General features: G+C 63.7%; 16 protein-coding genes and 1 pseudogene. 13 read left to right on the forward strand and 4 right to left on the reverse strand.

Features of this window, described 5'->3' with window-relative positions; all coding sequences use genetic code 11:
• Positions 1-13: 13 nt before the first annotated feature.
• From tesB to ACQ4OD_RS04560, 3 genes are all read left to right on the forward strand, one after another.
• Entirely contained in the window at positions 14-883 is an 870-nt protein-coding gene (tesB, locus tag ACQ4OD_RS04550; RefSeq protein WP_110703148.1) for an acyl-CoA thioesterase II, read from the forward strand.
• Positions 880-1470 (forward strand): HAD family hydrolase, encoded by a 591-nt coding sequence (locus ACQ4OD_RS04555; RefSeq protein WP_198754785.1) that lies wholly within the window; start codon positions 880-882, stop codon positions 1468-1470. The genes tesB and ACQ4OD_RS04555 overlap by 4 nt, the downstream gene beginning before the upstream one ends.
• A gap of 122 nt (positions 1471-1592) precedes the next feature.
• Positions 1593-2603, forward strand: a complete 1011-nt coding sequence (locus ACQ4OD_RS04560) for a zinc-dependent alcohol dehydrogenase family protein (RefSeq protein ID WP_139668347.1) — start codon at positions 1593-1595, stop codon at positions 2601-2603.
• A gap of 52 nt (positions 2604-2655) precedes the next feature.
• On the opposite strand, the gene ACQ4OD_RS04565 is transcribed toward ACQ4OD_RS04560, so the two are convergent.
• The 4 genes and pseudogenes from ACQ4OD_RS04565 to ACQ4OD_RS04580 all read right to left on the reverse strand — a co-directional run bounded on the left by ACQ4OD_RS04565 (position 2656) and on the right by ACQ4OD_RS04580 (position 6774).
• Positions 2656-3549: a GNAT family N-acetyltransferase gene (locus ACQ4OD_RS04565; RefSeq protein WP_430943941.1), complete on the reverse strand. Its 894-nt coding sequence runs from the start codon at positions 3547-3549 to the stop codon at positions 2656-2658.
• A 541-nt stretch (positions 3550-4090) separates the two neighbouring features.
• Positions 4091-4282: pseudogene (locus ACQ4OD_RS04570) on the reverse strand (RHS repeat-associated core domain-containing protein); the annotation flags it as partial.
• Between the two features lie 281 nt (positions 4283-4563).
• Positions 4564-5535, reverse strand: a complete 972-nt coding sequence (locus ACQ4OD_RS04575; protein ID WP_430943942.1) for an RHS repeat-associated core domain-containing protein — start codon at positions 5533-5535, stop codon at positions 4564-4566.
• 126 nt (positions 5536-5661) lie between these two features.
• On the reverse strand, positions 5662-6774 hold the full coding sequence (locus ACQ4OD_RS04580) for a peptidase C39 family protein (protein WP_430943943.1): 1113 nt from the start codon (positions 6772-6774) through the stop codon (positions 5662-5664).
• Positions 6775-6866: 92 nt separating this feature from the next.
• On the opposite strand from ACQ4OD_RS04580, the gene ACQ4OD_RS04585 reads away from it, so the two are divergent.
• The 10 genes from ACQ4OD_RS04585 (at position 6867) to ACQ4OD_RS04630 (ending at position 18855) form a co-directional block, all read left to right on the forward strand.
• The gene (locus ACQ4OD_RS04585; protein WP_232968037.1) at positions 6867-8453 is read left to right on the forward strand and encodes a RimK family protein; all 1587 of its coding nucleotides are present in this window, start codon (positions 6867-6869) and stop codon (positions 8451-8453) included.
• 12 nt (positions 8454-8465) lie between these two features.
• Complete coding sequence (locus tag ACQ4OD_RS04590) at positions 8466-9482, forward strand: magnesium transporter CorA family protein (protein ID WP_198754789.1); 1017 nt, start codon at positions 8466-8468, stop codon at positions 9480-9482.
• Between the two features lie 355 nt (positions 9483-9837).
• Positions 9838-11232: a GABA permease gene (gene gabP / locus ACQ4OD_RS04595; protein WP_139668360.1), complete on the forward strand. Its 1395-nt coding sequence runs from the start codon at positions 9838-9840 to the stop codon at positions 11230-11232.
• Between the two features lie 173 nt (positions 11233-11405).
• Complete coding sequence (locus ACQ4OD_RS04600; RefSeq protein ID WP_046857240.1) at positions 11406-12182, forward strand: efflux RND transporter periplasmic adaptor subunit; 777 nt, start codon at positions 11406-11408, stop codon at positions 12180-12182.
• Positions 12179-13498 carry an efflux RND transporter periplasmic adaptor subunit gene (locus ACQ4OD_RS04605; protein WP_430943944.1) on the forward strand — a complete coding sequence of 440 codons (1320 nt, stop codon included), beginning with the start codon at positions 12179-12181 and terminating at the stop codon, positions 13496-13498. The genes ACQ4OD_RS04600 and ACQ4OD_RS04605 overlap by 4 nt, the downstream gene beginning before the upstream one ends.
• A complete protein-coding gene (locus ACQ4OD_RS04610) occupies positions 13495-15591 on the forward strand; it encodes an HlyD family efflux transporter periplasmic adaptor subunit (protein WP_430943945.1) in 2097 nt (698 codons plus the stop codon). Before ACQ4OD_RS04605 ends, ACQ4OD_RS04610 begins: the two co-directional genes overlap by 4 nt.
• A gap of 87 nt (positions 15592-15678) precedes the next feature.
• Positions 15679-16479 (forward strand): aspartyl/asparaginyl beta-hydroxylase domain-containing protein, encoded by an 801-nt coding sequence (locus tag ACQ4OD_RS04615; RefSeq protein ID WP_139668365.1) that lies wholly within the window; start codon positions 15679-15681, stop codon positions 16477-16479.
• Positions 16467-17447 carry a sulfotransferase family protein gene (locus tag ACQ4OD_RS04620; protein ID WP_430943946.1) on the forward strand — a complete coding sequence of 327 codons (981 nt, stop codon included), beginning with the start codon at positions 16467-16469 and terminating at the stop codon, positions 17445-17447. Before ACQ4OD_RS04615 ends, ACQ4OD_RS04620 begins: the two co-directional genes overlap by 13 nt.
• A 175-nt stretch (positions 17448-17622) precedes the next feature.
• On the forward strand, positions 17623-18183 hold the full coding sequence (locus ACQ4OD_RS04625) for a GNAT family N-acetyltransferase (RefSeq protein WP_198754793.1): 561 nt from the start codon (positions 17623-17625) through the stop codon (positions 18181-18183).
• Positions 18184-18258: 75 nt separating this feature from the next.
• Positions 18259-18855 (forward strand): phage tail protein, encoded by a 597-nt coding sequence (locus ACQ4OD_RS04630; RefSeq protein ID WP_430943947.1) that lies wholly within the window; start codon positions 18259-18261, stop codon positions 18853-18855.
• The last annotated feature ends 30 nt before the right edge of the window (positions 18856-18885 follow it).

The raw sequence follows: 18885 nt of genomic DNA on the forward strand, positions 1-18885 counted from the left end.
CCAGGAGAACCCCATGAGCCACGTACTCGACGATCTGGTCGACTTGCTGAGCCTCGAGTCCATCGAGGAGAACCTGTTCCGCGGACGCAGCCAGGACCTGGGCTTCCGCCAGCTGTACGGTGGCCAGGTGCTTGGCCAGTCGTTGTCGGCGGCCAGCCAGACGGTCGAGGACGCCCGCCATGTGCATTCGCTGCATGGCTACTTCCTGCGCCCGGGTGATGCCAGCATGCCGGTGGTGTACTCGGTGGACCGCGTGCGTGACGGCGGCAGTTTCAGCACCCGGCGGGTCACGGCGATCCAGAAGGGCCAGCCGATCTTCACCTGCAGCGCCTCGTTCCAGTACGACGAAGAAGGCTTCGAGCACCAGGCGTCGATGCCCGACGTGGTCGGCCCGGAGAACCTGCCTAGCGAGGTCGAGCTGGCCAGCGCCATGGCTGACAAGCTGCCCGAGCGCATCCGCGAGAAGGTGCTGTGCGCCAAGCCCATCGAGATCCGTCCGGTCACCGAGCGCGACCCGTTCAATCCCAAGCCCGGCGACCCGGTCAAGTACGCCTGGTTCCGTGCCGATGGCAACCTCCCGGATATTCCGGCGCTGCACAAGTACCTGCTGGCGTACGCCTCGGACTTCGGCCTGCTCACCACATCCTTGCTGCCCCATGGCAAGTCGGTGTGGCAGAAGGACATGCAGATCGCCAGCCTCGACCATTCGCTGTGGTTCCACCGTGACCTGCGTGCCGATGACTGGCTGCTGTACGCCACCGACAGCCCCTGGGCCGGCAATGCCCGTGGCTTCTGCCGGGGCAGCATCTTCAACCGCGCCGGGCAACTGGTGGCCTCTTCGACCCAGGAAGGCCTGATCCGCCATCGCAAGGACTGGGCATGAGCCTGGGCGACATTCGCCACTGGGTGTTCGACATGGACGGCACCCTGACGGTTGCCGTGCATGACTTCGCGGCCATCCGCGAAGCGCTCGATATCCCGTCCGAGCACGACATACTCACCCACCTGGCAGCCTTGCCGGCAGCGGAGGCGGCAGCCAAGCATGCCTGGCTGCTGGAGCATGAGCGCGACCTGGCGATCGCCTCCCAGGCCGCCGACGGCGCCGTGGAGCTGGTGCGCGAACTGGCCCGACGCGACTGCCGGCTGGCCATTCTCACGCGCAATGCCCGCGAGCTTGCCCACGTGACCCTCGAGGCCATCGGCCTGGCTGACTGCTTCCCGGTTGCACATATCCTCGGTCGCGACGAAGCGGCCCCCAAGCCCAGCCCGGACGGGTTGTTGCAGATCGCCCAGGCTTGGGGTGTGAGCCCCGGTGAAATGGTGATGGTCGGTGACTACCGCTTCGACCTCGACTGCGGGCGGGCCGCGGGCACCCGCACCGTGCTGGTCAACTTGCCGGACAATCCCTGGCCGCAGCTGGCTGACTGGCACGCGGCCGATTGCCGGGCGTTGAGGGCGTTGCTCGGCTGACGGCCCTGTCGCGGGGCAAGCCCGTTCCCACGTGCCTAACATCGTGGGAGCGGGCTTGCCCCGCGATCATCCAGACCTGTCTAAGCTGCACTGCACCTTTTCCCACGATGGAGACCCATCCCATGAGCACCAAGGCCCTCTACGTCCTGCCCGGCGGCGGCTACGACAAGGTCCAGGTCGGCACCTGCGAAACCGCCGCGCCCAAGGCCGGTGAGATCACCGTGCGCCTGCACGCCAGCTCCCTCAACTACCACGACTTCGCCGTGGTCAGTGGCATGTGGGGGCCGAGCGAGCGGCGCATCCCGATGGCCGACGGCGCCGGTGACGTGGTCGCGGTAGGGGCAGGGGTCAGTGAGTTCCAGGTCGGCGATGCGGTAGTCAGCACCTTCTTCCCTGACTGGCTCGATGGTCAGCCCCAGGTCGAGGGTTTCGCCAGCGTGCCCGGTGACGGCATCGACGGCTATGCCCGTGAACAGGTAACCGCCCGGGCCACCGCCTTCACCCTCGCCCCCAGAGGTTACAGCCATGCCGAGTCGGCGACGCTGACCACCGCCGGCCTCACCGCCTGGCGCGCCTTGATGAGCGACGATCACCTCAAGCCCGGTGACAGCGTGCTGGTGCAGGGCACCGGTGGCGTGTCGATCTTTGCCCTGCAGTTCGCCAAGCTGGCCGGCGCCACGGTGATTGCCACCTCGTCCAGCGATGCCAAGCTCGAGCGCCTCAAGGCACTGGGCGCGGATCACCTGATCAACTACAAGGCCACGCCTGCCTGGGGCGAAAAGGTCCGTGAACTCACCGGCGGCCGTGGCGTGGACCATGTGATCGAAGTCGGCGGCCCGGCCACCCTGGAGCAGTCGATGATCGCGGCGCGCATCGGTGGCCACGTGTCGTTGATCGGCATTCTCACCGGCGTGGCCGGGCAGTTGCCGTTGGTGCAGGCGCTGGTACGGCAGATCCGCCTGCAGGGCGTGCTGGTGGGCAGCCGCGCCCAGCAGCAGGCGATGGTCCGCGCCATCGACGCCAATGGCCTGCGGCCGGTGGTGGACAAGCATTTCGAACTGGAGCAGATGGTCGAGGCGTTCAGGTATCAGGAGAGCAACCGGCATTTCGGCAAGATCTGCCTGACCTGGTGAAGGTCTGAGGCCCCTGTGAAGAGACGGTGCGCTGTTTGGCGTGGGACCCAGTTCAGGTATGGGACAGCAATGGAAACATCAGCGCCTGTCCATCGACACTGGTGGGGGCCGCGCCCCAGACGAACAGCGCATCATCGCTATCCACAACTCGCGTCGCGAAGCCATCGCTATGTAGCGGCGCAAACCCCAGCACCACCTCCCGGGTCGTAGCCGTGACCAGTTCAGCCACCACATAGGCGAGCACCAGTTCGCGTTCGCAGAACACGTCCACCAGCACCATCCGCTCGCCATCATGTTCGGTCACCACATAGGCCTCGTGCTCTGCGGAATGGAACACCGCCTCCCGGTATGGCCCATCGCAATAGAACATCGTCAGCGACACATTCGGCACCAGGCTCAGTCGTGCCTGTGAACAACTCTTTTCCAGCGCATCGATGAAGCGTTGACGTTGTTCGCCATCATCCAGATTCACCGGGTGGAAGGTCGTGGTTCGTGGCTGCGCCGACCAGGGTTGGTAGTACTCGTGTTCGACCACTCGGCGAAAACCAAACTTGGGATAGAGATCGAGTACGGTGCTGTTGGCGAACAGGTACAGCAGGTTGCAGTGGCCTGCCCAGCGCTCGACCAGCACTTCCATCAGATAACGGCTGTAGCCACGGCCTCGTGCTTCGGGCGCAGTCATCACCGTGCCGATCTGAACGCAGCGCATATGTTGGCCACCGAGGGTGAAGTCGAGCAGGTTGGCCGAGGCGTTGGCCAGCATCTTTCCGTCGCGAACCAGTGAGCACGGCTGGTTGTCGGCTTGCCAGAAACCGGCCTGGTACCAGGCTTCGAAGTCGAAGCCATAGGTCTGGCGGGTGAGGGCGTTGAGTTCGGCGCGCAGGTGTGGGTCGTCGTGGTAGTGTTCGGCCCGTTCGAGGCCAGGGGCGTTGAAGGCTGTATCCATATGTTCATTATTTTTGTGTGGGGGAGATCTAAAGTGTTGGGCAGGGTAGATGTTGTATTTTACAGGCTAAGGGGTTGTGATAGTAAATATTATCTTCCTTTGATTGGCCTGGGTTTGGAGTGTTTATATGATTTAATTTTTATGTTTCTTGGTCGGGGTTTTGGATTTTAAATGTGACTACGATTGGTGCCTTGGCTACGGCCTTTTGCTCGTCTTCGCGTAGACGTTTTAGCTGAATTTGGTTGCGGCCAATTTCTAACACGTTATCTTCGGTTTTTTTGCTTTCATAATTGTCCATAGCCTTTCCAAGGGTCAGTGTGTGTTTTTTTATTTTGTCGCGAATTTCGGAGAGTTGAGGGCTTTGTTCTGTTCCAAACTGTATTGTGTTGTTGAACGTGACGTGTCTCTCTTGTTGCAAGCTGTTCTCTTGGTTTGTTGCTGGTTTTAGAATTGATCGTGGTGTTTTTTTGGCCTTCTGTGGGTTTGAATGGGAAGTCGATAGGTATTTGGAGGTGGCCGTTATCAGTTGACTAACCAACTGGCGTATTTGCCCTGACCCATCCTGCCAGTTCACAGGATCATTTTCACAATAGGCATATGCGTTCAAGCCGCCTTCCCCGAATGGACTAAGTGTATCGGCGCTATGAAAACGCATTAGCACTGGATTATAGGCACGTCTGCCGTTACCAAGTAGGTAACAATCGGTAATCGGCTCGCGCGGTTGTTTGCTGAAGGCGAGTAGAGTGGTTTGACCCCGCCCTGTGAACGAATAGCCGAAGCAGCTGTAAATGACAACTGTCGAAGACACTCCCAGCACAGAGCCCGCCTGATCGATGGCTAAGAGTCCAGAGCTAGTTCTGTCAGCCGGGAGCTTAATCAATTTTTAACACTCTATGTGTTTTAAGGCGGTATTGGGCGAGTAAATATATACGTTTGCGGCGAGTGAAATGGAGTCGTACTGTTGTTGCTTCGTGGACCCTAGTCGAAGTTCGGTGTGAGGATGCAGTTATTTGGTCAGCTCACGTCATCCAACCGAAGGATGTCTCGCGCAGAACTTGCTGGGGTAGGGAATATAAAGGCCGTTGATGAATTTTTCCCTCGCAAGCCTGGAGCTGATGGTTGGCTATCTATCTTAATAGGTCTGCCCCCGAAAAATTTGACTTGCTGGCTTGCGGGGGTGCTGGGATTCGAGCTGCCATGGAATGTTGAATTGTTTGAGGCGTTCGGTGTCGACAGCAAGGATGACGATGCTGCGTCTACGACGTCCTTTCCTGCTTCCAGGTAGTGATCCCTTCGCAGGCTTTTAATTGTTTCAATAGTGCCATATGCAGTGAAACCTCCCATGAGTGCAACACCTGTGTCTTTAACTAATGCACCGATATGTTCTTCTCCAGAGGCTTGTGCCACTCTCCCGGCAGCATAGATAACCGCTCCTGCAGCGGTACCACTAAAGGAAATGATGTCCGTCTTGGATAGGCCCTGTGTGTAGAGTTTGGCTGCAACAGCTACTAGAGGGCCGGTGACCATGGGCATGGCACCTACAATATCGTTAAGTAATGTGCTACCCCATTGGTAGGCTGGCGAGTTGACGAAGGAGGTGGTCATATTCTTGATTCTCCCGCTTCTATCATGAGAATTTACGGGATCCCCCTGGCAGTAGGCATAACTGTTGACGCCCCCTCCGCTCCAAGGACTGTTGGTCAAATCAGAAGAGTGGAAGCGCATCAGCACGGGGCTATAGCACCTGTGGCCGTTGCCTAGCAGGTACCAGCCCAGTCCGTTCTCGCGCCGTTGTCCGGTGAGTCCTGTATCCGGAGCGCCAGTCGGTGCGCTGCGGTGACCGTAAGGTGCATGGCTGCAAGGCAAGCGCAGCGCTCCGCTTTGCGCAACTTGTGGCGTCTGCATCCAGTCGGACGCGAGCATCTTTGTGGTCGTCATGGTGACCTCTTGTCCAATTGCCAACATAGGTTCAGGAAGTTGATCCATCGAGCCAGGCACCTTCCCACTATTTTTACCGCCGCGTGAAATCAAGCTAGCACCAGGACGATGCCCGGGTAACTGGCAAAAATGTCAGGTCCATCGGGTGCGCATGGCAAGTCACCCCGGCGTGCATCATCTCTGGCCCAAGGCGCATTCGCGCTCGAACACCACCACCGCCGCCCGCAACTTGCGCCCACCGAACAGGCTCATGCGCTGGAACTCCTGGTGGCTGACCGGCAGGTGCTGGCAGTCCAGGGCCTGCCGGTGGCGAGCGTGGTCGGTGTCGGGGTCGTGCAGGTAGACGAAGTCGTCGTCGCAGGCGGTGACCAGCACCCAGTGCGGCGCCTTGCTACCGGTCAGCCGATAGTTGCTGATCAGCACCAGCGCCAGGCCGCCTTCGGCCAATACCCGGGGCAGGTCGGGGGCCTGCCGGGCCACCTCCACGTCGCTGTCCAGCAGTTCGGCGCAGAAGTCCTCATGAACCAGGCGCATGACCTCCTTCTTGCCGGGCTGGCGCACGCCGTCGAGAAACAGCGGCCCTTCGGTATTGAGCAGCAGGCGCACGCGAAAGCCCCGACGCCATGCGGCCAGTGCCAGCCCGTGGGGGCTGCAGCCGCCGTGGCCTGAGGTCATGAACACAGTGGTTGCCTCGCGCCACAGGCGCAGTTCCTCGCGGCGGCTTGGCGGGCGCTGCGATCGCAGCGCGGCCATCGCCATCAGCAGGCAGGCCGGGCCGCAGGTGAAATCGGTGGTCTGGGCGTAGTAGGGAACCGGTCGCGTCTCGCTCGCCGGGTGCTGGAGGATGCGCTTTTCGTAGCGCAGGGCGCTGGTGTGGTCCTCGTAGTAGTCGTCGACCTGGGCGAAGCGGCGGTAGCCATGGCGTTCGTACAGGGCAATGGCCTTGGGATTGTCGGTGCGTACCTCAAGACGCAGGTAGGCGCGTTCGTGCTCCAGAGCGCAGTGTTCGGCCTGTTCCAGCAAGCGGGCGCCAAGGCCATGGCCACGCGCCTGTTCGGCAATGGCGATGGAATACAGCCGGGCCAGCGAGGTGCCACGGTGGAAGAGTAACAGTGCATAACCCATCAGTTGTCCGTCGCGTTGCGCCACCAGCAGGCTGGCGTTGGCGTGGGACAGCATCCAGCGAAAGCTGCGCGGGGTCAGTCGGTCGATGGCGAAGCACTGGTTCTCCAGCGCCAGCAGGGCCGGCAGGTCGTCAACAGTTGCCAGGCGAAATTCGATGTGCATAGGGCCGCCGTAAAAGTTGCGTAATGAAACGGGACATTCGAAAAACTTCATGCTTAATAGAAACCGTGTCTACCCAACACAGGGCTTCAATCATGTCTTCGTTTCAGGAACCTTTACCTGGCTGGCCCGGGGAAAGTTCACACTCAAGTACAGCTGGTGTTATTTATCCACTGACGCTGGATAATAAGTCAAGTCAGCTGGTTATCATCGTTGAACGGCGTGAGGACTGGGCTTCGTACCTGCCCAGCGAGGACGTCGTGACGGCCCAGGAGTACCTGGAGGAGCCACGCGAAGCCGATAATGGCAAGCGTGTCCAGGTAATAAACCTATGTCGTAATTACAAGTATCTAGGTCACGGTTATTATTGTTCGTTGTTGGCCGAGGCGCGAGGGCATAAAGTCATTCCCTCGGTCAGAAGTATCAGTGAGTTGACCCGTAAGTCGTTATACGGATTGGCCCTCGACGACATGGCGCGCAGCCTCGAGAGTGCCTTGGCCAATCACCCCTATGGAGAAACCGAAGGGTTCACCCTGACCCTGTATTTCGGCCGTACCGATCTGGAACCGCTGCAGGACATCGCCCGCCAGCTGTTCGAAAGTTTCCCGTGCCCGATCCTGCTGGTGGAGTTCCGCAAGACCAGCACCTGGCATATCGCCGGGGTCAAGGCCGGTGCGCTGCACAAGTTGCGTGAAGACCAGCAGGACCCGTTCGCCAACGCCCTCGATGGCTTCAGTCGCAGGATCTGGCGCCAGCCACGCTCGCGCCGGGTGGCGCGATACGACCTGGCGATCCTCCACGACCCTGACGAAGCGCTGCCGCCTTCCAACCCCAAGGCACTGGAACACTTCATCCGCGCCGGGCGCCAGTTGGGGGTCGATGTCGAGCTGATCGGCAAGAAAGACTACGCCCGCCTGGCCGAGTACGACGCGTTGCTGATCCGCGAGACCACCAGCGTCGACAACCACACCTACCGCTTTGCCAAGAAGGCCGAGAGCGAAGGGCTGGTGGTAATGGACGACCCGGCATCGATTCTGCGCTGCACCAACAAGGTGTACCTGACCGACCTGCTGCGCAGCCATCGCCTGGCCATGCCGGCCAGCGAGATCCTCTACCGCGACAATCCTCAGGCCCTGGAAGGCATCGGCGAGCGGTTGGGCTTTCCGCTGGTGCTGAAGATTCCCGACGGCTGTTTCTCCCGGGGCGTGATCAAGGTCAAGGACCCCAGCGAACTCCAGGCCGCCACCGCCGAACTGTTCGAGCATTCGGTACTGCTTCTCGCCCAGGAATACCTCTACACCGAGTACGACTGGCGTATCGGCGTGCTCAACCGCAAGCCGATTTTTGCCTGCCAGTACTTCATGTCCAAGGGCCACTGGCAGATCTTCAACCACCAGGCCCAGCGCGACGAAGTCAACGGCGAGTGCCGCACCCTGGCCGTGCACGAGGCGCCGCGGGCGGTGGTGGAGCTGGCGGTCAAGGCCGCCAACCTGATCGGCGATGGCCTGTACGGCGTCGACCTCAAGCAGGTCGGCGAGCGGGTGGTGGTAATAGAGGTCAACGACAACCCCAACCTCGACGCAGGCATCGAGGATGCCTACCTGCACGACGACCTCTACACCCTGGTGCTGGAGGAATTCATCCGTCGCCTGGAGCAGAAGCGCCGGGGGCAAGCCTGGTAAAGAGGTGCTGGCATGATCGAAAGCTATAGCCTGGCCCATGGCCAGTTGCGCAAGCGCGAAGGACTCGATTGCGAGGTGCTGCTGTTCGTAGAACCGGACAGCGCCGAGCGTGAGCTGTTGCAGGCTTGGTTCCACCTGGATGCCCATGCCCTGGCTTCGGCACTCGACCCGGACGAGGTGTCACGCATCGAACTTCACCGCGATGGCCTGTTCCTGATCTGGAAACGCCCGGAGAGCTACACCGGGGGCGACAGCTTCGTCTTCCAAGTGTCCTCGTTCGGCATGCTGATGGTCGATGGTCACCTGGTGCTGATCGCCCCGGACGCCTCTCTGCTCGACGGCCTGGGGCAGCGCCATGCGCTGCACGATCCGATGGATGTGCTGCTGGCCATCCTGCTGGACAACCTGCACCACTACCTGGGGCACCTGAAGGTGATCAAGATGGTCGCCCGCGAACTGCAGCAGCGCTTCGAGCAGTCGCTGGAAAACCACCACCTGATGCAGATGTTCAACCTCAGCGAGAGCCTGATCCACTACATCAACGCCATCCACAGCAATGGCGCGGTGCTCTCGCGCTTGCGCGCCCATGGCGAGAAGCGCCATTTCAACCCCGAGGTGCTGGCCCTGATCGACGATCTGGTCATCGAGAACAACCAGTGCCACAAGCAGGCCGAAATCTACTCGACGGTGTTCGCCGGCTTGATGGACGCTCGCGGCAACCTTGCCAACAACGCGATGAACGAGACCCTGCGCAAGCTCACCCTGATCAACGTTGTGTTCCTGCCGCTGAACCTGATCGCCAGCATTGGCGGTATGTCCGAGTTCAGCATGATGACGGCAGGCGTGCCCTGGTGGCTGGCCTATGCCGTGCTGGTGCTGGCGATGCTGCTGCTGGGCGTGCTCATGGTGCTGGCGCTCAAGCGCCTGGCCAGGGGGCGTCGGCCCGTGGTGCCCCTTGCGCAAACCGAGCGCCCCGTTGCGCGGCCGGCCCCCTCATTCCCTGGTATCGCCAATTGGAGAGCGCCATGAGCAATCTGCAGATCGGCCTGATGATCGTCACGGTGATCGTGGTGTTCGCGGTGGTGAACTTCTACTGGGACTACCTGCGTGACCGCGACTGACGCAAACAGGCATGTCCGGGGGCTTGACTGACGTGCACGGGCACGCGGTGTCGTGATCGAACCGTTGTCTGACGTTTTCGAGCATTTTGCTTGCGCCGCGCCCGGCTTAAAGTGAAGCCCGCATCCCCATGGTGCGTTGCCCCAGGCGCGTGAGAAGGCCGATAACAGAGCGTGCGCAACGTACTCCGCCCTACCTCGAGGAGACCGTTTTCGCCTACGCCTGCCCGTCCCTTCCTTGTGTCAGCAAAAAGAGAACAAGACCAATGAACACCGTGGGAACTGATGGCAACCTTGCTCAAGGTTTCAAGCCACGTCACGTAACGATGCTGTCCATCGCCGGCATCATCGGCGCGGGACTTTTCGTCGGCTCCGGACATGCCATCGCGGCAGCCGGGCCCGCCACCATTCTTTCCTATTTCGTCGCCGGCACCCTGGTGGTACTGGTCATGCGCATGCTCGGTGAAATGGCCGTGGCCCATCCTGATACCGGCTCGTTCTCCACCTATGCCGACCAGGCCATCGGGCGCTGGGCCGGCTATACCATCGGCTGGCTGTACTGGTGGTTCTGGGTGCTGGTGATCCCCATCGAGGCGCTGGCCGCTGGGCATGTGCTCAACGCCTGGTTCCCCCAAGTGGACAGCTGGATCTTCGCCCTGGCCTCGGTGCTGTTGCTGGCCTGCACCAACCTGTTCAGCGTGGCCAAGTACGGCGAGTTCGAATTCTGGTTCGCCATTCTCAAGGTCACCGCGATTCTCGGCTTCATCGGCCTGGGTTTTGCCGCACTGGCAGGCTGGTTGCCGGAGCGCGAGGTCAGTGGATTGAGCACACTGGTCGACGAGCATGGCGGCTTCGCCCCCAAGGGCTGGTCGGCGGTGGTCGGTGCCTTTATCACCGTGATGTTCAGTTTCATCGGCACCGAGGCGGTGACCATCGCTGCCTCCGAGTCCAGCGATCCGGCGCGCAACATCGCCAAGGCCACCCGTTCGGTGATCTGGCGCATCAGTACGTTCTATATCCTGTCGATCTTCGTGATCATCTCGGTGGTGCCCTGGAATGACCCGCAGTTGGCTGTGGTGGGCTCCTACCAGCGCGCGCTGGAGATCATGAACATCCCCAACGCCGCGCTGATGGTCGACTTTGTGGTGCTGGTAGCGGTGACCAGTTGCATGAACTCGTCGATCTACATCGCCTCGCGGATGATGTACTCGCTGGCCAAGCGCGGCGATGCGCCAGCGCTGCTGAAGAACACTTCACGGGTTGGCGTGCCGCGTGCGGCGGTGTTCGGCAGCACCCTGATCGGCGCGGCCATCGCCATTCTCAACTACTTCGCGCCCAAGGGCGTGTTCGAGTTCCTGCTGGCCAGCTCCGGCGCCATTGCCTTGCTGGTGTACCTGGTGATCGCCATTTCGCAGTTGCGCATGCGTGCACGGCTGGAGCGCGAGAGCGCCAACCTCAAGTTCCGCATGTGGCTGTTCCCCTGGCTGACCTGGGCGGTGATCCTGTTCATCGGCGGCGCACTGGCCGTGATGATGTTCACCGAGGAACACCGCGCCGAGGTCACCGCCACCTTGAGCCTGGCGATCGTGATCTCGTTCCTCGGCATCATCACCACCCGGGGGCATGCGCGGGGCGCCGCAGCAGCAGGCTCTGCGGGTTGAGGTGAAACCGGGCTTGCCCGCAACGTGGCAAGCCCGAGCCTACGCGTTGCCATGACGTTTCCCGGAGTATTTGCGGGTTTTGGCAAAGCCCCGAATCTTCATTGGCGTGATATATCCGTGCCATCATTTTTTGTCTTACACTCCGGCCATCAGCTCGCAAGGGAGTGCGCAACATGCTTCGCGGTTTCCGTCTGGCTTTGACCCTGGGTCTGTTGCACCTGCCGCTGGCGCAGGCCGGCGACCCACCCGCCGACCCCTTGCTCGATACCCCCGCTGCGTCCAGCGCCGGGCAGAATCCCCGTGGTGTGCTGCGTGCCCGTGACCAGGCCGTGCTGTCCAGTGAGCTGGCCGGGCGCATCGTCGAGATGCCCTATGCCGATGGCCAGGACTTCAAGCAGGGCAGCACCCTGGCGCGCTTCGATTGCAGCGCCTACCAGGCCCAGCTCAACGCCGCCCAGGCCGCCGTGCGCGCTGCCCGCGAGGAACTCAACCACAACCGCCAACTGGCCGCGCTGAAGTCGGTCGGCCAGTTCGAGGTGTCGTTGGCCGAGGCCAAGCAGGCCCAGGCCCAGGCCGAGGCCCAGGTGTACCAGGTGCAGGTCCGGCGCTGCGTGGTCAGCGCGCCGTTCGATGGCCGGGTGGTTCAGCGCCGGGCCCAGCCCCATGAAAGCGTCGCCAGTGGGTCACCGCTGCTTGAGGTGGTGGACAACCGCTCGTTGGAGATCCACCTGCTGGTGCCCTCGCGTTGGCTGGGGCAGCTCAAGCAAGGCCAGCCGTTCGAGTTCGTTCCCGATGAAACCGGCAAGCCGCTGCAGGCACAGGTCAAGCGCGTCGGCGCACGGATCGACGAGGGCAGCCAGACGTTGCTGCTGATCGGCGAACTGCCCCGTGACAGCCAGGGGCTGCTGGCCGGCATGAGCGGCACCGCCCACTTCGCCGCACAACCATGACGGCCGCCGCCACGGGGGGGGCTGAGCATGCCTTCGCGCTGTTTCTCGGCCTGCAGCGTCAGGCCCGCCAGGCGGCTGGTCCCGAGCAACTGGCCTACGCCATGGTCAACGATGGCCAGGTGCTGTTCGGCTTTCGCCATGCCGCCCTGCTGATCGCCGGCAAGGTTCGGGCCCTGACCGGCATCAGTGTGGTCGAGGCCCATGCGCCGTTCGTGGCGTTTGTCGAACGCGCGGCTCACACGCTCCAGGCCGCCGGCGCCGCGGCCCAGGCCGGGGCCGTGGATCCGACGCTGCTGGACACCCAGGTCCAGGCAGACTGGCGCTCGTTATCCGCCGCACACGCATTCTGGCTGCCCTTGTTAGATCGCCAGGGCAAAGCGTTCGGCGGGCTGTGGCTGGCCCGCGACCAGGCGTTCACCCCCGCCGAGCAAGCCCTGCTCAATCAGTTGGGGGAGACTTACGCCCATGCCTGGCTGGCTTTGGGCCCGGCCAAACCCTGGCGATTGCGTTGGCCACGGCGGCGTCTGCTGGTGGCCTTGGGGTTGTCGTTGCTGGTGCTGCTGGTGCCGGTGCGCCAATCGGTGCTGGCTCCGGCCGAAGTCGTGCCGCGGGCAGGGCGGGTGGTTGCCGCGCCGCTGGACGGGGTGATCGCCGAGTTCCTGGTCAAGCCCAACCAGACGGTCGCCGTCGGTGACCTGCTGGTACGCTTCGATGCCACTACTCTCAAGGCTCAGGTCGATGTCGCCGAGCGCGCCCTCGGGGTCGCCGAGGCTGAGCTCAAGGCCAGCACCCAGCGCGCCTTCAGCGATGCCGAATCCAATGCCCGCCTCGACCTGCTGGCCGCCCGCGTGGAACAGAAACGCGCCGAACTCGACTACGCCCGCCAGCTCCTCGGCCGCAGCGAAATTCGCGCCGAGCGTGCGGGAATCGCGGTGTTCGCCGACGCCGAGCGCTGGACCGGCAAGCCCGTGCAGACCGGCGAGCGCCTGATGCAACTGGCCGATCCGCAGCAGGCCGAACTGCGCCTGGAGCTGCCGGTGGGCGATGCCATCGCCTTGCAACCCGGGGCCGAAGTGGCGTTATTCCTCGACAGCGACCCGCTGCATCGCCATGGCGCCCGCTTGGAGCGCGCGGCCTACGAGGCCCAGGCCACCGCAGCCGGGCAACTGGCCTACCGGCTGGACGCCGGTTTCGACGAGGCACCGCCGCGCATCGGCTTGCGTGGTACCGCCAAGGTGTACGGCGAGCGCGCCCCGCTGGTCTATTATCTGCTGCGCCGCCCGCTGGCTGCGTTGCGTCAGGGGCTGGGGCTGTGACCCTGCCGGCGTTGCGCGCCGACCTGCAGCTGTCGCCGGCGGCGGCCGGGCATGACGGCGCGCCGCAGTGGACCCTGGCCGACCCGCTGCGTGGGCGTTACTTCAAGCTGGGCGGTGGCGCCGTGCGGCTGTTGCAGCACTGGCGCCTGGGCGACCCGCAGCGTGTGCTGGCTGCCGCCAATGCCGAGCCTGGCCTGGCGGTCGACGAGCAGGCATTGGAAGAACTGTTGCTGTTTCTCGGCCAGCACGACCTGATCGGCGCCGAAGATGCCCGCCAGCGCGAAAGCTATGCGACCAAGGCCGCCGCCACCCGGCAGAGCCTGTGGACCCGTGTGCTGCACCAGTACCTGTTCTTCAGGATTCCGCTGTGGCGCCCGGATGCCTTCCTCAACCGCGCATGGCCGATGCTCGAACGCCATGGAGGCTGGATCTTGCGCTACGCCCTGCCGTTGGTGCTGGCGTTGGGCATGTTCCTGGTGATCCGCGACTGGTCGCGCTTCATTGCCACGTTCCCGCACCTGTTCAGCCTCGGCGGCATCCTCGCCTTTGGCGCGGCGCTGGGGTTCGCCAAGCTCTGCCATGAGTTCGGCCACGCCTTCATGGCCAAGCGCGCCGGGTGCCGGGTGCAGAGCATGGGCCTGGCGTTCATGGTGCTGTTGCCGATGTTCTACACCGATGTCAGCGATGCCTGGCGCGTCAGCGACCGCCGTGCGCGGTTGCTGATCGATGCCGGTGGGGTGTTCGCCGAGCTGCTGCTGGCGGTGCTGGCGCTGCTGGCCTGGTCGCTGCTGCCTGACGGCCCGGCACGCACGGCAGCGTTCATGCTGGCCAGCGCCACCTGGATCACCACCTTGCTGGTCAATCTCAACCCCTTCATGCGTTTTGATGGCTACTTCCTGATCAGTGACTTGTGGCGGGTCGAGAACCTGCAGAACCGCGCCTTTGCCCTGTGTCGCTGGCGATTGCGCGAGGCGCTGTTCGGCTATGGCGAGCCAGCCCCGGAAGCCTGGTCGCCGACCATGCGCCGCCGTTTGCTGGTGTGGGGCTATGGCGCCTGGCTGTGGCGCGCGGTGTTGTTCGTCGGTATCGCCCTGGCGGTGTATCACCTGTTCTTCAAGGTGCTGGGCATCTTCCTGATGCTGGTGGAGCTGGCCTGGTTCATCGGTTTGCCGGTGTACAAGGAGTTGCGGCAATGGTGGCTGCACCGTGGCCAGGCGGCGCCGGGCAAGACGCTGCGGGTGGCGGCCGGGCTGGGTTTGCTGCTGGCCGTGCTGGTGCTGCCCTGGCGTGGCGCGGTGGACGTGCCGGCGATGCTCGAGGCATCCCGCGTCAGCGCCCTGCATGCACCGGTGGCGGCACGGGTGAAAAGCTTGCCGGTGGTCGAAGGGCAAGAGGTTCGCCAGGGCGAGCTGCTGGTGGAACTGGAGTCGCCCGACCTGATGTCGCGCCAGTCCATCGTGCGCCGCGAGATCGACATCCTGCAGCTGCTGTTGCGCCGCCAGGCTGGGCGCAGCGAGACCGCGGCGGACGCCGGCGTGCTCGAGCAGCAACTGGCCGAAGCCGTGGCCGAGTACCGCGGCCTGGCCGCCCAGCGCGAGCGCCTGCAGCTGCGCGCGCCCCGCGACGGTGTGCTGCGCGACCTGCCGGCCGGCCTGGCGCCGGGGCAATGGGTCAGCCCGGCACTGACCTTGGGGCGATTGGTCGAGCCGGGGCTGCGTTTGCGCGGCTACCTGGCCGAGGCCGACCTGTGGCGGGTGGCGGCTGGCAGCGAAGGGCGCTTTATCGCCGATGACCCGGCGCGCCCGGCATTGCCGGTGCGCGTGGAGCAGGTGGATGCCACTGGCGTGGCTGTGCTGGAGCTCGAAGCGCTGGCCTCCGACCGCCATGGCCCGGTAGCCGTGCGGCGGGATGGCCAGCAGCGTGCGGAGCCGGTGCAGGCCCAGTACGGCGTGCGCCTGAGCCCGCTGGGCGAAGTGCCCGATGTGGCGCAGCCGTTGCGTGGGGTGGTGGTGCTGGAGGGCGCGCGCGAGTCGTTGCTGGGGGTCGCCTGGCGACGTTTGGCGGCGTTGGGGGTTCGTGAGAGTGGGTTTTAGGCGGCCTTTCCCACCAGGCTCCCGTCGTAATTACGCGATCCATCGCCAGGAACACCGTTCAAGACAATGCCAACGCAAGGAGCCCGCATGACCGAGACCGCTCTGCCACTGTGTTCCCGCCTTACCTTGCCCACCAACCTGCCCGCGTTGCTGCAGGCCCTGACCCGGCTGGACACTCACGCCTGGCAGGCGCACTTCAACCGGGGCTACCACGAGGGTGACTGGAGCGGTGTGGCGCTGGTCGCCGCCGAGGACGCGCCGTTGCCTCTGGCCCCAGGCACAGGCGCGCCGAATAGCCTGGCCTGGTGGCAGGGCGAGCCGGCCTGGCAGCAAGCACTCGCACCCTTCCAGGCATCGCTGCGCGCCGCCCGCCTGCTTCGCCTGGGCGCGGGGGCGCGGATACACGAGCACCGTGACCCCGACCTCGGGCGCCCAGGCGGCTGCCTGCGCTTGCACATACCGCTGCTGAGCCCTCCGGGCGTGGAGTTTCTTGTGGATGGCCTGCAAGTGCCGATGCGCCCGGGCGAGTGCTGGTTCATCGACTTGTCGCGCCCCCACCGGGTCAACAACCCCGGGCCCGGTGAGCGCATCCACCTGGTACTTGACTGCGCGGTCGCCCCTTGGCTACTGGCGCTGATCGACGAAGGCCTGGCGCAGACGCCGGCACTGCAGCCCGGGAGGGCTGGGCAGGCATTCGAACGGTTTCGCCAGCAGGTGAGTGAGGCGCCGGCATTGGCCGCGCAACTACAGGCGTTGGAGGATCCCCAGGCCTTCGTGGCCGAGGCGGTGCGCCTTGGTGCCGAGCTAGGGCTGGCGTTTTCCGAGGCAGAGGTCCTGGGCGCCATGCGCCGGGGCAAGCAGGCATGGAGCGATCAATGGCGAGTGTGAATACCCCGATGGATTTTCACGGCTGGTTGCCCATCCGCCTCTGGCAAGGCGACGCCGGATGGCGGGTGGACTGGTGCTGGTTCGGCGAGAGGCGCCTGGCCCGGCCGTTTTTCCGCGACGACGTCGACCAGGCACTGCGCTTGCCCTTCAACCAGGCCATGCGCCGCGACACCGATGTCCAGGCTTTGCTCGACTGGCAACTGCACAGCCCGGGCCTGGCGCCCTCGGTGCTGGTGTTCCATGCCTCGCGCTGTGGCTCGACGCTGATCGCCCAATTGCTCGCCAGTCAGGCCCGCAACATCGTGCTGTCCGAGCCGCCGCCGTTGGACAACCTGTTGCGTGCCGCGCGCCAGGACCCGTCCGCCGCCTGGCAGGCCGATGCATTGCGGGCGCTGTGCTCGGCCTACGGTCAGCGTCGTCGGGGCGACGAGCGCCACCTGTTGATCAAGCTCGACGCCTGGAGCATCTTCGACGCGCCACTGCTGACGGCGCTGTATCCCCAGGTGCCACGGGTATTCCTCTACCGTGACCCGCTGGAGATCGTGGTTTCCCAATTGCGCCAGCCGGGCATGCACCGGGTACCGGGCCTGCTTGGTGCCTCTGGGCTCGACAGTGTGCTGGCCGAGGCCCAGGACATGGGCGCGGTGCAATACACCTGCCGGATGATTGGCGAAATCCTTGCGGCTGGCCTAGCGTTGTGCGAACGCGAAGGTGCCATCGCGGTGAACTACAGCGAGTTGCCCGATGCTGTCTGGGGGCGCCTGGGGCCACTGTTCGGCATCCTGCCAGGCGAAGTAGCGGATTTGCAGGCGGTCGCGGTCTTCGACGCCAAGCAGCCGGCCCTGAACTTCAGCGCCGATGGCCAGCGCAAGCGTGACGAAGCCAGCGACGAGGTGCGCGCGGCGATCGCCCGTTGGGCCCTGCAGCCTTACAACGCTTTGGAAACCATACGGTTGCGAAATGCCTAGAAACCGGCGTCAAAATACCTCGAACGGGTGTTTGAGAAAATAGTTGTAAAGACCACGCTAGAGTAGTGGCTATATGCCTTGTTGTTCGGCTACGCTGCGGGTGATCGTGTAGGACAATTCACTTGGATGTGCGCCCCTCACCATGGGGTAACCTTACGCAGGGAAGCCAGACCCGATGTCCATCCCCGAGGTGAACCTCCGTCCCATGGTGGACGCCGACCGGGCGTTCCTGCGCGAGCTCTATGGCACCACGCGTGCCGCCGAAATGGCCCTGCTGCCGTGGCCGCAGGCCGCTATCGATGCCTTCCTCGACCAGCAGTTCCAGGCCCAGCACGACTACTACCAGGCCCAGTTCGCCGACGCCGGCTTCTTTGTCATCGAAGCGGCGGGCGAGCGCATCGGCCGTGCCTGCCTGCAGTGGACCGACAGCCACGTGCAATTCATCGACATGGCCCTGCTGCCCGCCTGGCGCGGCCGTGGCATCGGCAGCCGGCTGCTCGGCCAGTGGCTGGCACGTGCCGATGAACGGGGGCTCAGCGCCGGCCTGCATGTGATCTCCCACAACCCGGCCTTGCGGCTCTATCAGCGCTGTGGGTTCCAGGTGGTCGGCGAGAACGGCCTGTCGCTGAAGATGAGCCGGCCAGCGTCCATTGCCGCGATTGATGCAACCGGTGAGCCCCGATACCCAAGGGGGCCGGAGCTCCAGACGATTTTCCACGCCGATCGGCAGTTCTGAGCGTGCCTGTCACGAACGTGATTACCTGCGGGCCTTGAGGCCCGTCCTTGCCGCGTTGTCAAAGGAGTGCAGTAAATGAGTGAGCCATTCATCGGTCAGATCACATTGTTCGCGGGAAACTTTGCGCCACGGGGTTGGGCCTTCTGCGATGGGCAGATGCTCAGCATCAACAACAACGCGGCGTTGTTCGCGATCCTGGGCACGACCTACGGTGGCAATGGCCAGACCACCTTCGCGCTACCTGACCTACGCGGGCGCAGCCCTGTGCATGCTGGCCAGGGACAAGGGCCGGGGCTATCGCAGTTCCTTCCGGGCGAGAAAGGTGGTACTCCGACCACCACGCTGCTTGCCTCGAACATGGCGTCGCAGGCAGTGAACATCCCTGCCCAGACCGTATCGGTCGCCATCCCTGCCGCAGAAGGTGACGCCGACCTGCCGGCCCCTTCGACCACCGGCGTGCTGGCCAAGCCGAAGGACTCGTCCGGATCGGGTGTGTCGATCGACATCTACGCCTCCACCGCCAGCAATACCACGCTCAAGCCGTTCAACCTCACCATCCCAGCCGCGACGGGCGCGACCGCGCCAGGCAACCAGCCGTTCTCGAACCAGAGCCCTTACCTGGGCATCAACTTCATCATCGCGACCGAAGGGATCTTCCCATCCCGTAACTGAGGCCAGGATTTCGGCAGGCAGGGCAGCGGG

This window comes from Pseudomonas sp. WC1 (assembly GCF_050586565.1).
In the GTDB taxonomy this organism is placed as follows: Bacteria; Pseudomonadota; Gammaproteobacteria; order Pseudomonadales; family Pseudomonadaceae; genus Aquipseudomonas.

Excerpts from the sequence above, each read along its gene's own strand:
- ACQ4OD_RS04600 (WP_046857240.1), top strand. The coding sequence starts at position 11,406 with ATGCTTCGCGGTTTCCGTCTGGCTTTGACCCTGGGTCTGTTGCACCTG.
- ACQ4OD_RS04630 (WP_430943947.1), top strand. The coding sequence starts at position 18,259 with ATGAGTGAGCCATTCATCGGTCAGATCACATTGTTCGCGGGAAACTTT.
- tesB (WP_110703148.1), top strand. The coding sequence starts at position 14 with ATGAGCCACGTACTCGACGATCTGGTCGACTTGCTGAGCCTCGAGTCC.
- ACQ4OD_RS04560 (WP_139668347.1), top strand. The coding sequence starts at position 1,593 with ATGAGCACCAAGGCCCTCTACGTCCTGCCCGGCGGCGGCTACGACAAG.
- ACQ4OD_RS04565 (WP_430943941.1), bottom strand. The coding sequence starts at position 3,549 with ATGGATACAGCCTTCAACGCCCCTGGCCTCGAACGGGCCGAACACTAC.
- ACQ4OD_RS04625 (WP_198754793.1), top strand. The coding sequence starts at position 17,623 with ATGTCCATCCCCGAGGTGAACCTCCGTCCCATGGTGGACGCCGACCGG.
- ACQ4OD_RS04555 (WP_198754785.1), top strand. The coding sequence starts at position 880 with ATGAGCCTGGGCGACATTCGCCACTGGGTGTTCGACATGGACGGCACC.
- ACQ4OD_RS04580 (WP_430943943.1), bottom strand. The coding sequence starts at position 6,774 with ATGCACATCGAATTTCGCCTGGCAACTGTTGACGACCTGCCGGCCCTG.
- gabP (WP_139668360.1), top strand. The coding sequence starts at position 9,838 with ATGAACACCGTGGGAACTGATGGCAACCTTGCTCAAGGTTTCAAGCCA.
- ACQ4OD_RS04615 (WP_139668365.1), top strand. The coding sequence starts at position 15,679 with ATGACCGAGACCGCTCTGCCACTGTGTTCCCGCCTTACCTTGCCCACC.
- ACQ4OD_RS04590 (WP_198754789.1), top strand. The coding sequence starts at position 8,466 with ATGATCGAAAGCTATAGCCTGGCCCATGGCCAGTTGCGCAAGCGCGAA.
- ACQ4OD_RS04605 (WP_430943944.1), top strand. The coding sequence starts at position 12,179 with ATGACGGCCGCCGCCACGGGGGGGGCTGAGCATGCCTTCGCGCTGTTT.
- ACQ4OD_RS04585 (WP_232968037.1), top strand. The coding sequence starts at position 6,867 with ATGTCTTCGTTTCAGGAACCTTTACCTGGCTGGCCCGGGGAAAGTTCA.
- ACQ4OD_RS04575 (WP_430943942.1), bottom strand. The coding sequence starts at position 5,535 with ATGGATCAACTTCCTGAACCTATGTTGGCAATTGGACAAGAGGTCACC.
- ACQ4OD_RS04620 (WP_430943946.1), top strand. The coding sequence starts at position 16,467 with ATGGCGAGTGTGAATACCCCGATGGATTTTCACGGCTGGTTGCCCATC.